Origin of the sequence: Candidatus Poriferisodalis sp. (assembly GCF_965208895.1) — a bacterium.
GTDB lineage: Bacteria > Actinomycetota > Acidimicrobiia > Acidimicrobiales > Poriferisodalaceae > Poriferisodalis.
Genome location: NZ_OZ242363.1, coordinates 429,417 through 441,955, shown reverse-complemented (window position 1 = coordinate 441,955; position 12,539 = coordinate 429,417). Strand labels below are relative to the sequence as shown.

Below are 12,539 nucleotides of genomic sequence, written 5' to 3'. Positions count from 1 at the left end.
TGTACGTAGCCAAACGCCGCCGCAATGGAACGCTCGCCGAGGCGGCCTGTTGCTTTGGAGCCGCGCAGGTAGGTGCGCCCGCTGTGGAGGCGGCAGAACCCTCTGCTCCAGCGATCCAGCAGGTCGCAACGTCGCAGAGTCTCCTGCCGCCTCCACAGCTATGGCATCTGTGCCTACTGGCTCGAGTGCTTAGGGTGAGTCGATGGCTGCGGATCTGGTGATTTCCGGCGGTCGGCTCGTTGTTCCGGCCGATACCGCTGAACCAGTCGATGTGGTGGTCTCCGGTGGCCGCATCGCTGCGGTCGTACCGTTCGGCGAGGCCCCGCAGGCGCAGCGGACGCTGGACGCGTCAGACGCTTGGGTCATGCCCGGGTTTGTCGACATCCAGGTGCACTTCCGCACGCCGGGCGGCACCGACAGCGAAGACATTGCGTCCGGTGCCGCCGGTGCGGCGATGGGCGGCGTCACGGCGTGCGTGATGATGCCCAACACGACTCCGCCCATCGATACGCCCGACATGGTCCGCGACGTGATGGCGATCGCTGCCGCTGCACCCTGCGATGTTCGGACGTCGGCCGCCATCACCGCGGGACGGGCGGGGGAGCGGCTCGCTGACCTTCCGGCGCTCTATCGCGTGGGCGTGCGCGTGTTCACCGACGACGGTGATTGCGTGGCCGATGACGCGCTGATGGCGGCCGCTCTGGAGGCGACCACCGAACTGCCCGGGGCAGTGATCAGCCAGCACGCGGAAGATCCCGCGATGGTTGCTGGGGGAGTCATCAACGCCGGTGCTGTCGCCGAGCGACTGGGTGTGCAAGGGCGCCCCGCACACGCAGAGGTGTCCGTGGTCCACCGTGACATCGAACTTGCCCGGCGAACGGGCGGTCGCTACCACGTCCTGCACCTCTCCACGGCCGCAGCCATGGAGTTGGTCGCAGAGGCAAAGAGAGACCGGGTCGCGGTGACCGCCGAGGTGACGCCGCAACACCTGGTGCTCACTGAAGACGATGTCGAGCGGCTCGGCACGACCGCCAAGATGAATCCGCCCTTGCGACTGGCAAGCGACGTCACCGCACTGCGTCGAGCCATAGTCGACGGTTCCCTGGACGCCGTTGCGACCGATCACGCACCGCATCATCCGGCGCTGAAGGACCGTCCGCTCGCCGACGCCCCGCCAGGCATGATCGGGGTGGAGACGATGGCATCGGTGGTCTGGTCCGAGCTCGTCGTCTCTGGACAGATGTCGCCGGCTCGGTTCGTCGAGGTCATCTCGGCAGCGCCTGCTCGGATCGCCGGCATCGCCGATCACGGCCAGCCGATCTCTGCGGGGTCGCCGGCCAATGTGACCGTCTTCGATGCAGCGAAGCGTTGGACCGTCCAGGCCGAGACGCTGCAGTCGCGCAGTCTCAACTCGCCCTGGGCGGGCCGCACGCTGCCCGGCCGTGTGCGTCACACCGTGCTGGCGGGCCGCCCGGTCGTCGTGGGGTCTGAGCTCAGCGATTGAGTGACGCTTACCAGGCGCCGGCCTCTCGCCAGCGCTCAAGATCCTCCCAATCGACTCCGGCCTCGAGAAGTACCTCTTCGGTGTGCTGGCCGAGTTCGGCGACATCGATGCCGGGTCGCGTGGGTGTGTCCGACATAGCGATGGGGCAGCCCACCCACGTCTGGGTGCCCCACTCGTCATGGTCAGCTTTCACCAGGTAATCGTTGGCGTACGGCTGCTCGTTTGCCACCACCTCCGAATGGCTGCGGACGGCGCAGAACCGTTGTGCTTCGGCTTCGAGTCGCTTTGACCATTCCTCGGTGGAACGGGTGGCGAATACCTCTGCGAAGAACGCCCGCAGCTCAAGTGCCACCTCCCGCGGCACGAAATAGGCATTCCACGTGGGATGGTCTTCGAGGTCGGGGCGTTCGATGGCCCGGCACATGCCTGGCCACAGATGCTCCGGGCAGCCAGCCATGGCAATGGCACCGTCAGAGGTGGGAAATACGCCGTACAACGCGTGCACCAAGGGGTGCCCGCCGTTGGATCGGCCCGCCTCTTCTCCGGTCAGCAGCAAGTGCGTGTACTCCACTGCTTGCAGCCAGATCTGCCCGCCGAGGAGGCTGACATCGACCCGCTGGCCTCGACCCGTGCGTTCGCGGGCGTACAACGCCGCCAGAATTCCGGTTTGCAGGTTCTGCGCGCCGCAATGGTCGGCCACGAGCGCTCCATATGTCGACAGCGGCCCGCCGTCGAAGCCGCTTGAGGCAATCACGCCGCCGGAAGCCTGCCCTGCGATGTCAGCACCTTCACGGTCCGCCTCAGGGCCGTACGGGCCCAAGAAGCTGCCGGCAGCCCAGATGATGCCCGGGTTCACGGAGGCGAGGTCGTCGTATCCCAAGCCCCACTCGTCGAGCGTGCCCGGCTTGAAGTTCGACAGGACCACATCGGCGTTCTCCACGAGCTTCAGGAACGCCTCGCGGCCCGCGTCGACACGCAGGTCGAGCGTCACCGAACGCTTGCCTCGATTGCACGCGATGTACACCGAGGAGTGGCCGTAGTCCTCCAGGATGTCGACGTGACGACCGACGTCGCCGATCTGGGGCAACTCGATCTTGATGACCTCGGCGCCGAGACCGTGCAGCATGGCTGCCGCCTGCGGTCCTTGCACCAGTGTGGACAGATCCAGAACTCGTACTCCGTCGAGTGCTCCGGCCATGGTTTCCCCTTGGTCACAGTGATGTCACAGCAATTGGTGACGATGGTACTGAGCACGCAATGATGCGCTCGCCCGTCGGCAGCCCGTGTCGCGCCGACGCGGGCCCGTTTGCAGTGCACCAATGCAGGCCGCGGCTGCGAGAATGGGATGCCGTGACCGGGACCGCCGCTGCAGCTTCGGAGCTTGACGAAGCATCTGCGCGCACGCTGCGGTTCTCGATCCTCATCTCGGCCATCCGCTGCACGCTGACCTACGTGTTCCTGCCGTACGTCGCGGTGTTCATCGGGCTTGCACCGGGCGTCGGACCGGCGGTCGGCATACCCATTGCGCTGGTCGCGCTCTGGGCCAACGTCGCCAGCATCAGGCGGCACTGGCACTCCGATCACCGCTGGAAATGGCCGGTGAGCGTACTCAACGTCGGGATCATCATCCTGCTGATCATCCTGCTCATTCTCGACGTCGGGCAACTGCTGTAGTTCGCGACGGTCCGACTCCGGTGGAGGCGTCCCAGGGATGTGTCAAGTGAGGTTCGCCGGATGCATGTGCTGATCACCGGGGCCGCAGGAATGCTCGGCCGCAAATTGACCAAGCGATTGGTGGACGCCGGCACGCTGCGGGCACGTCCCGTCGACCGGATCGATCTTGTCGACATCGTCGAGGCGCCGGCCCACGGCTCCATCTGCAGTGCACACGTCGCCGACCTCTGCGAGCCAGGCGTCGCCGCCGAGCTGCTTGACCCGGTCCCAGATGTGATATTCCACCTTGCCGGCGTCGTGTCCGGCGAAGCCGAGGCCAACTTCGACAAGGGGATGGCTGTCAACATCGACGGCTCCCGAGCGCTGTTCGAAGCTGTGCGTTTCGCTGAGGGCACGCCTCGAATCGTGTTCACATCGTCCATTGCGGTCTTCGGCGCGCCATTCGGTGATCCGATCCCCGACGACTTTCATCTGACGCCGCTCACCTCCTATGGCACGCAGAAGATGGTGGTCGAAGCACTCCTCGCCGATTACAGCCGCCGTGGCTTCTTCGACGGCATCGGCATACGGCTGCCCACCATCAGCGTTCGCCCCGGTGCCCCCAATGCTGCGGCTTCCGGCTTCTTCAGCGGCATCATCCGAGAACCGCTGGCTGGACAAAACGCTGTGCTGCCCGTCGCCAGATCGGTGCGCCACAGCCACGCCAGTCCCCGTACGGCAATCGGGTACATGATCCACGCCGCAGAACTCGACAGCGCAGGTCTGGGAGCACGTCGCAACCTCACGATGCCCGGAGTGTCGGTGACCGTCGGCGAACAGATCGAGGCCCTCACACGTGTCGCCGGGCCCGAGGCACAAACTCTGATCGCTGAATCGCCCGATCCGACCATCGCGGAGATCGTCGCCGGGTGGCCCGAACGGTTCGACACCCGGCGGGCTCTGGACCTGGGCTTCGCACCCGATCCGAGCTACGACGACATCATCCGCGCCTACATCGAAGACGATTTCGCCTCCCGTTGAACGACTGCAAGAGGCCTGAACGGCCTGCGAACGCGGCGAGTCGAGGCCAGAAACGCAGGTGGCACCGCGCAGGGCCGCGCGTTTGGCACACTGGCTAGACATGCGGGTATATGTCCCGGCGGCTGCTGCGGCGGCGCTGTGACCGCAAACCCTGTCCTAGCGGTGACGCCGATGCGCATTCTGTTTGCCGACAAGATCGATACCGGCCGTTTGGGCCGGCTCGAAGCTGCGGGCCACGTGTGCATCGTCAAGCCCGAGCTGACCGCTGACGATCTCGCCGACCACATCGAGGGCATCGAAGTCCTGGTCGTGCGCAGCACCGAAGTCAAGCGCAAGGTGTTCAAGGCCTCCGACCGGCTCAGCATGGTGCTGCGAGCAGGTGCGGGAACCGACACGATCGACTGCGACGGGGCTGCCAAGCTCGGCATCTACGTCTGCAATGTGCCGGGCCGAAACGCCGTGGCCGTTGCCGAGCTGACGATGGGCCTGCTGCTGGCGGTCGACCGGCAGATCCCCGATGCCACATCGGACCTGCATGAGGGCCGCTGGAACAAGTCCCAATACATGGGCGCCACCGGCCTGAAGGGTCGCCGGATGGCGATCGTGGGCATGGGTGCCATCGGCATCGAGGTGGCGCGCCGGGCACAGGCATTCGGTATCGAGCTCTCAGCGCTGTACCGCTCGGATCGCTCTGGGACCCTTCTCGCCGAGATGAAGCAACTCGAGATCCAGATCCATCCTGACTGGGACAGCCTGCTGGCCGGTGCCGACATCGTGTCGGTGCACCTGCCTGCCACGCCCGAGACATGCGGCCTCGTCGATGCAGAGTTCCTGGCGAAGATGCCTGACGGTGCCATCCTGCTCAACACCTCCCGCGGCGAGATCGTGGACGAAGGGGCGCTGCTGCGAGCGCTCGACGAGCGAGCCATGCGCGCAGGGCTCGATGTGTTCTGCGAGGAACCGCCCGGTACCGATCCGGACTGGCGCTCGCCGCTTGCGTCCCACCCGCGCGTCACCGGCACGCATCACATCGGTGCATCTACGGTGCAAGCCTCCGAGGACATCGCTGACGGCGTCGTCGAAGTGCTCGAGGCCTTCACTGCAGGTGACGTCGTCAATTGCGTCAATCGGGCGGAGCGACCGCTGGGTCGCAGCACGATCGTCGTCCGCCACCGTGATCAGGTGGGCGTGCTGGCGGGCATTCTCATGGCGTTGCGGGCCAGCGGCATCAACGTGCAGCAGATGCGGAACGAGATCCTGGCCGGACCGAAGCACCACGCAGCAGTGGCGACGATCCGGGTGTCTCGCCGGCCGTCGCGCAAAGTGCTCGACGAGCTCGCCGAGATGGAAGCCGTTCACGGCATCCGGCTCATCAACACCGGCTGAGCATTCGGTACCGCGTCAGCCTCTTAGCCTGACTCGGTGCGCGACACGCCCCGACACAGCCCCATGACGACCATCGTCGTCGCGGGAAGCATCATCACGGCCGTCTCGCTGGGCGTGCGGGCCACCATGGGCCTGTTCACTGACGCGATCGACGTCTCCCTGGGCATCGGCGTCGACACATTCGGTCTGACCATCGCGCTGCAGAACCTGGTGTGGGGCCTCAGCCAACCGCTCGCCGGCGCCATCGCCGACCGCTTCGGGGCCGGGCGAGTGCTGATAGTCGGTGCTGCGGTCTACGCAGGCGGTCTGCTGGTCATGGCGACTGCAGATGGCGCAACGGGCCTTCACACGGGTGGCGGGCTCATCGTTGGGCTGGGCATGTCCGCGGCTTCGTTTGCAGTCGTGCTGTCGTCGATCGGCAAGCTCGTCGAGCCGAACCAGCGCTCGATGGCCTTGGGCATCGCCACCGCCTTCGGTTCATTCGGTCATTTCCTGCTGGTGCCGCTCACCCGGGTCTTCATCGACCTGCTCGGCTGGCGCGGCTCGATGGTCGTCTTGGCCGCTGTCACGATGACCATCGCCGCCGTGGTGCGGCCGTTGCGCACCGGCACTCGCATCGCAGGGGCCCCCGAACCGGATTCGCCTGGCCCAGATTCCACCGGCACGACCACAAGTGCCCCAGACCACGAATCCCTCGGCCAGGTCACCGGCCGGGCACTGCGCCACCGCGACTACCTCTTGGTGAACGCCGCCTTCTTCGTGTGCGGTTTCCACGTGACCTTCGTCGGTGTCCACCTGCCAAAGTCACTGACCGATGCCGGCTACGCAACCAGCATCGCCACGTGGTCGCTGGCGCTCATCGGGCTCTTCAATATCTTCGGAGCATTCTCCGCAGGGGTGCTCGGCGTACGATTCAACAAGAGCCGCTTGCTCAGCATCATCTACACCACCCGAGCCGTCGCCTTTGTGGGCTTGGTGGTGCTGCCGGTCACGCCCGCCGTTGCGCTGGGGTTCGGGGCGCTGCTGGGCGTGGTGTGGCTCGCCAGCGTGCCGTTGACCTCGGGCATCGTGCTGGGCCAGTTCGGCCTGCGCAATGCGGGCACCTTGTTCGGATTCGTTTTCCTCAGCCACCAGGTCGGGGCATTCGCCGGTGCTTACGGCGGCGGATGGGTGCGTGAAGCCACCGGCAGCTACGACCTGTGGTGGTGGCTGGCGGCGATCCTCTCCATTGGCGCTGCCGCCATCCACTTCGCCATCTCGGAACGGCCGGTCCCACGCGACTCTGGTGAACGCATCACCGGTATTCAAGAGTCCGCCGGGCAGGATCTCGTCGGCACTCGCTGAACAGCGAAGTCAACCCCGATCTGACTGTTGAGGCGATCGTGGTGACAGCGACCTTCGCTTCACCTGCGCCGTGAGGATGTCTCGGCTAGTGCTGCATCGCGCCATGCGACCGTGTCGGCGATCGCGTTGAAGGTGAAGACGTGCAGACCGGCTATGTCGAGCCGTTCTGCGTGCGGGGCGACCTGATCGACCAACTCGCTCGGGTCGTAGCCCCCGGGGCGCAGCATGCGGGCCACGGCCCCGGTGTTCTTGCGCAGATAGCGCAGGGATGCTCCGACTCCCAGGCGGCTGCCGATCCGCAGCAGTCGTGCCGGGTCAACCGCCCCGGGAATGCCGAGGTGGACCGGAAGGGTGAGTCCGCTGTCACGCTCGGCCGCCAGCCACTGAACGATGGCCTTGGGGTGAAAACACATCTGGGTGGCTGCATGGCCCTCGATGCCCGCCTCGGCCAACAGCACCTGCTTGACATGCAATGCCTCATGCAGCACGGCATCGGTGATCAGCGCATGACCCTCGGGATAGGAAGTGACGCCGATGTGCAGGAGCGAGTGGCTGACCTCGCGCAGCGCCTCCAGCAGCCCGACGGCGCTGTCGAATGGGCCGGCTGGTGACGTGACGTCGCCGCCGACGAGAAAGATCTCGTTGAGGCCCATCGATTCGATGCGGCCCAGCAGCTCTTCGAGGTGATCACGGCTGGCGACCATGCGAGCCGCTACGTGGGGCACGGGGCGGTGACCCAACGCACACAGCTCGGCGGTCAGATCCAGTGTGTCCTCAAGCGTCTTGGAGGCCGATGCCGTCACCGAGACCGGCGACCCCGCAGGCAGGTGCGGCAGCTGCTCGGCCAGATTGCGCAGTGGGATGAGCTCCCACTGGGCGTGCTGCAGCAAGCGACGGCGCTCGGCGGCATCGGTTTTGGCGAGCGGGCGACGACGACTCGGTGTGCGCCGCCCCGCAGGTGATCCCGCCGGTGCAGAGCGCCACGCGTTCCACCAACACGGCGTCCGGTTCGAATTCAAGAATGCGAACAAGTACGGCTCCGTTCAGCTCAGGCCGACGATGTCGCCGTCGGCATCGAGGTCGATATGGCGGGCGGCCGGGTCGCGCCCGAGCCCTGGCATGGTGCGCATGTCGCCGCAGATGGGGTACACGAACCCGGCACCGACCGACGCCCGGACCTCGCGCACCGGCAGAGTCCAGCCCGTCGGAGCACCCTTGAGCGAGGCGTCAGACGAGATGGACAGGTGCGTCTTGGCGATGCACACCGGCAGGTTCCCGAAGCCGTTGCGCTCGTAGCCGTCGATCTCCCGATTCGCCCGAGCGGTATAGCTCACATCGGCCGCGCCGTACACATTGGTCGCGACCGCGAGGATCTTGTCGCGCAGCGAGATGTCATCGGGATACAGCACCGAGAAGTCCGTCGGCTCTTCGGCAGCCTCTGCCACGGCTTCCGCAAGCTCGGCTGCGCCGGCGCCGCCGTCGGCGAAGTGCGTGCATCGAGCGGAGCGGGCGCCGTACTCGGCGGCGATCTCGGCGATTGCTGCGAGATCGACATCATGATCGCCGGGGAACTGATTGATCGCCACCACCGGAGAGACACCGTGCATCCGCACGTTCTCGAGCTGTTTGCGCAGGTTGTCGCCGCCGGCGTGCACCTCGTCGGGGTTCGCTTCGAGAAGTGCCGGTGGCAGCGGGCGGCCGGCGACGATCCGGTGCTTGCCCGAGTGGGCCTTGAGGCCTCGCACGGTCGCCACGATCACCGCCGCGTCCGGCGACACGCCCGAATAGCGGCACTTGATGTTGAAGAAGCGCTCAGCGCCCATGTCGGCGCCGAATCCGGCCTCGGTCAGCAGGAATTCTGAGGTCCCGATGCCGATCTGGTCGGCAACAATCGAGGAATTGCCGGTCGCGATGTTCCCGAAGGGGCCGGTGTGCACGAGCGCAGGGGAACCCTCCAGGGTCTGCATCAGGTTCGGCTTGATGGCCTCGCGCAGCAGCACTGCCATCGAGCCCGCAGCACCGATCTCTTCTGCGGTCACCGGCTCCCCGCCGGAGGTGTAGCCCAGCACGATGCGGCCAAGCCGGGCTCGCAGGTCCGACATGGACGTGCACAGTGCGAGCGTCGCCATCACCTCGGAGGCAGCCGTGATGTCAAAGCCCGACTCGCGGGGGATGCCGTCGAGGCGACCGCCCAATCCGATCGTGATGTTGCGCAAGGCCCGGTCGTTCACGTCGAGCACCCGCCGCCACGTGATGTTGTGGATGTCGAACCCGGCCTCGTTGCCGTGATACAGGTGCGCATCAAGCATGGCGGCGCAGAGATTGTGGGCAGCCGTCACAGCATGCATGTCGCCGGTGAGGTGCAGGTTGAACAGGTCCATAGGAACGACCTGGCTGTAGCCGCCGCCGGCCGCGCCGCCCTTGATACCGAAGGTGGGGCCCATGGACGGCTGCCGGATGGCAATGGTGGCGGTGCGGCCGATGTGGCCGAATGCCTGCCCGAGACCGACCGTCGTGGTGGTCTTGCCCTCGCCCAGCGGCGTCGGCGTGATCGCAGTCACCACCACGTAGCGCCCGCGGGGCCGGTCGGCCATTGCCTCGACGGCTTCGAGCTTGACCTTGGCCACGCCGGTGCCGTACAGCTCCAGATACTCCGGCGGGATGCCCGCCTCGTTCGCTATCTCGGTCAGCGGCCGAATCTGTGCAGCCGATGCAATCTCGAGATCACTGGGAAATCCGCCCGTTGTCGTCATGCCGTGCACCCCCACATGAATTGAGCCCTCTGCACCCTGCCAGAACCCCGTGACGCGTCTGTGCCACCGGTTCGATGTCGTCAATTGCCGGGTCGTTCGGCTACTGTTCCCCTAGTTGCTGTTCCGCTGAGCGGAACTGTTCCATCATACAGAACAGCAACAACACTAAGAGGCTGAGCCGATAGGCGAAGCCGTGGCCCGAGCGGCCCGTGAGCGACAGCGAACAAGAGCGGGAAACAACTGGTGCGACAACCGGAAGGCCCACCCATTGGCGCATTCTCTCAGCAGCAGGGCTGCGGCATGCTGTTGACCGGCAACGGCGGGGGATGTGAGGAATGAGCGACTTTCCGGCGCGGGCAAGTTGTGTCGTCATCGGTGCTGGGATCGTGGGCAATTGCCTGGTGGGCCATCTCAGCGATCTCGGCTGGACCGACATCGTCCTGCTCGACAAAGGGCCGCTGCCGAACCCAGGCGGATCCACCGGGCACGCCTCGAACTTCATCTTCCCCGTCGACCACTCCAAGGAGATCGTCGATCTCACCGTCGACAGCCAGCTTCAGTACGAGGCGCTCGGCTTGCAGACCACTTGCGGCGGCATCGAGGTGGCGCGCAGCGAAGAGCGCCTCGAGGAGTTCCGTCGCCGTATGACGTCGGCCAAGTGCTGGGGCATCGATGCCCAGCTCCTCACGGTCGACGAAGTCATCGAACTGGTGCCCTTCATCGATCCCGACGTCATCCTTGGCGGCTTCTACACACCGAGCGTCTCAGCAGTCGATTCGCTGGAGACGGGCACGCAGATGCGCCGCCGGGCCACCGAGGCCGGCCATTTGCAGACCTTTGCCAACACCGAAGTCCTCGACATCGAGACTGTGGCGGGCCCGAACCGTCCCCGCATCTGCGCTGTGGTGACCGACCGGGGACGCATCGAATGCGACACAGTCGCGATCGCCTGCGGCGTGTGGAGTCCCAAGCTGGCCCAGATGGCGGGGGCCACCATCCCGCTCACGCCGGCCGTCCACCAGATGGTCGACGTCGGGCCGTTCGACGTGCTCGTCGAGACGAACCAGGAGCTGGCCTACCCGATCGTCCGCGACATGGACACCTTCTGCTACGAGCGCCAATCGGCGGGCTCCATGGAGGTGGGCAGCTATGCCCACCGGCCGATCCTGCACCGCGTCGAGGACATCCCCTCCAACGACGAGGCGGCGCTCAGCCCGACTGAGATGCCCTTCACGCCCGATGACTTCGACCAGCAGCTCGAGGAAGCCATCGAGCTGATGGAGTTCCTGGGCGACGGCGAGATCAAGTACGCCATCAACGGGCTGCTCTCGCTGACCCCCGACGCCGCACCGGTTCTGGGTCCCACCGCCGAAGTAGAGAACCTGTGGTCGGTCGCAGCGGTGTGGGTCAAGGAGGGCCCCGGCGTCGGCCGGCTGATGGCCGAATGGATGACGCATGGCTACCCCCGCCTCACCGATCCACACGGCTCCGACGTCACGCGCTTCTACCCCGGGGACCGCAATGTCATCCACATCGAGACGCGGGCCGACGAGCACTTCAACAAGACCTACGGGATCGTGCACCCACGAGAACAGTGGGCAACGCGTCGCAATGTGACCTGCGGCCCTGCGAAGGCCCGCACCGATGAGCTCGGCGCCTTCTATTTCGAGGCGGGCGGCTGGGAGCGACCGCACTGGTACGAGTCGAACGCCGATCTCGTCGAGAAATACGGCATCGAAGACCGCACCCACGAATGGGATGCCCGCTGGTGGAGCCCCATCACCGATGCAGAGCATCTCCACCTGCGTGAGCACTGCGGTCTGGTGGACGTCTCGCCGTTCCAGGTGTTCGAGGTGTCGGGCCCCGAGGTCGTGCCCTACATCGAGAAGATGGTGGTCAACAAGTGCGATCTGCCAGTCGGGCGCTCGATCTACACCCCTGTGCTCACACATGACGGCGGGTTCCGCTCGGACCTGACCATCGTGCGCCTGACCGAGGATCGCTTTCGCATCGCGACCGGTGCATTCGACGGCGGCCGGGACGAGTACTGGTTCCGTCACAACCTGCCCCCCAGCGGCGTGACGTTCGAGAACCGCACTGAAGCGCTTGCCACGTTCGGCGTGTGGGGTCCCAACGCTGTCGACCTGTTGGCGACGCTGACCGAGACAGATCTTGCCCAGGAGTCGTTCGGATACGGGCAGGTGCGTGACGCGCTCCTGGCTGGGATCCCGACGCAGATGTTCCGCATCTCCTACGTGGGCGACGCCGGCTTCGAGATCTACTGCGCCACCAGTGCCGGCTTGGCCCTGTGGGACGCAATCTCCCAAGCCGGGCGGGACTTCAACCTGCGGCCTGTCGGGGCCGGCGTCTACGGCACGACGGGACGTCTCGAGAAGGGTTACCGCCTCATGGGCGCTGAGCTCGAGAACGAGTACAACCCGACCGAGGCCGGGCTGGCGCGACCGCGAGTGAAAGCTGCCGATTTCATCGGCAAAGAGGCCTACCTCGCCGCCCGCTCCGAAGAGCTGGCCGCCCAGCTGGTGATGCTGCGCTTCGAGAGCCTGCGCTGTGCCGAGGGCTACGACCGCTTCCCCATGGGCGCCGGCAATGAGCCGGTGCTGACTGCTGCGGGGGAGCGAATCACTGACTCCCACGGCAGGGTCAGCCGCGTGACCACGGCGGGGAATGCCCCGTCGCTCGGCGCCTACCTGGCCATGGCGTACCTGCCGACCGAGCTGGCGGTCGTGGGCACCGAATTGTCAGTGATGTACCAGAACGAGCGGTATCCGGTCACGGTGGCGGCCACCGGTTCGAACCTTGCGCTGTTCGATCCTGACGACAGCCGCATGAAGGCCTGA

9 protein-coding genes are annotated in these 12,539 nt (G+C 66.0%); 6 read left to right on the top strand and 3 right to left on the bottom strand.

Going from position 1 to position 12,539, the window contains the following annotated elements; all coding sequences use genetic code 11:
* Window positions 1-202: 202 nt before the first annotated feature.
* Complete coding sequence (locus ACOGJB_RS02045) at window positions 203-1,504, top strand: dihydroorotase (protein ID WP_419839172.1); 1,302 nt, start codon at window positions 203-205, stop codon at window positions 1,502-1,504.
* Between the two features lie 7 nt (window positions 1,505-1,511).
* On the opposite strand, the gene ACOGJB_RS02040 is transcribed toward ACOGJB_RS02045, so the two are convergent.
* Entirely contained in the window at window positions 1,512-2,702 is a 1,191-nt protein-coding gene (locus ACOGJB_RS02040; protein ID WP_419839171.1) for a CaiB/BaiF CoA transferase family protein, read from the bottom strand.
* A gap of 152 nt (window positions 2,703-2,854) precedes the next feature.
* On the opposite strand from ACOGJB_RS02040, the gene ACOGJB_RS02035 reads away from it, so the two are divergent.
* From ACOGJB_RS02035 to ACOGJB_RS02020, 4 genes are all read left to right on the top strand, one after another.
* A complete protein-coding gene (locus ACOGJB_RS02035) occupies window positions 2,855-3,178 on the top strand; it encodes a hypothetical protein (RefSeq protein WP_419839170.1) in 324 nt (107 codons plus the stop codon).
* 60 nt (window positions 3,179-3,238) lie between these two features.
* Window positions 3,239-4,198 (top strand): D-erythronate dehydrogenase, encoded by a 960-nt coding sequence (denD, locus tag ACOGJB_RS02030; RefSeq protein ID WP_419840658.1) that lies wholly within the window; start codon window positions 3,239-3,241, stop codon window positions 4,196-4,198.
* A gap of 171 nt (window positions 4,199-4,369) precedes the next feature.
* Window positions 4,370-5,584 (top strand): NAD(P)-dependent oxidoreductase, encoded by a 1,215-nt coding sequence (locus ACOGJB_RS02025; RefSeq protein ID WP_419839169.1) that lies wholly within the window; start codon window positions 4,370-4,372, stop codon window positions 5,582-5,584.
* A gap of 36 nt (window positions 5,585-5,620) precedes the next feature.
* Window positions 5,621-6,928 (top strand): MFS transporter, encoded by a 1,308-nt coding sequence (locus ACOGJB_RS02020; protein WP_419839168.1) that lies wholly within the window; start codon window positions 5,621-5,623, stop codon window positions 6,926-6,928.
* 59 nt (window positions 6,929-6,987) lie between these two features.
* On the opposite strand, the gene ACOGJB_RS02015 is transcribed toward ACOGJB_RS02020, so the two are convergent.
* Window positions 6,988-7,959, bottom strand: coding sequence for a methylenetetrahydrofolate reductase (locus tag ACOGJB_RS02015; protein WP_419839167.1), 972 nt, complete (start codon window positions 7,957-7,959; stop codon window positions 6,988-6,990).
* A 12-nt stretch (window positions 7,960-7,971) separates the two neighbouring features.
* Window positions 7,972-9,681 carry a formate--tetrahydrofolate ligase gene (locus ACOGJB_RS02010; protein WP_419839166.1) on the bottom strand — a complete coding sequence of 570 codons (1,710 nt, stop codon included), beginning with the start codon at window positions 9,679-9,681 and terminating at the stop codon, window positions 7,972-7,974.
* 335 nt (window positions 9,682-10,016) lie between these two features.
* Between ACOGJB_RS02010 and ACOGJB_RS02005 the strand changes: the two genes are divergently transcribed.
* Complete coding sequence (locus ACOGJB_RS02005) at window positions 10,017-12,539, top strand: FAD-dependent oxidoreductase (protein ID WP_419839165.1); 2,523 nt, start codon at window positions 10,017-10,019, stop codon at window positions 12,537-12,539.

Bases quoted from the DNA above. Each gene is read 5' to 3' on its own strand.
- ACOGJB_RS02045 (WP_419839172.1), top strand. From the start codon at position 203: ATGGCTGCGGATCTGGTGATTTCCGGCGGTCGGCTCGTTGTTCCGGCC.
- ACOGJB_RS02010 (WP_419839166.1), bottom strand. From the start codon at position 9,681: ATGACGACAACGGGCGGATTTCCCAGTGATCTCGAGATTGCATCGGCT.
- ACOGJB_RS02025 (WP_419839169.1), top strand. From the start codon at position 4,370: ATGCGCATTCTGTTTGCCGACAAGATCGATACCGGCCGTTTGGGCCGG.
- ACOGJB_RS02040 (WP_419839171.1), bottom strand. From the start codon at position 2,702: ATGGCCGGAGCACTCGACGGAGTACGAGTTCTGGATCTGTCCACACTG.
- ACOGJB_RS02005 (WP_419839165.1), top strand. From the start codon at position 10,017: ATGAGCGACTTTCCGGCGCGGGCAAGTTGTGTCGTCATCGGTGCTGGG.
- denD (WP_419840658.1), top strand. From the start codon at position 3,239: ATGCATGTGCTGATCACCGGGGCCGCAGGAATGCTCGGCCGCAAATTG.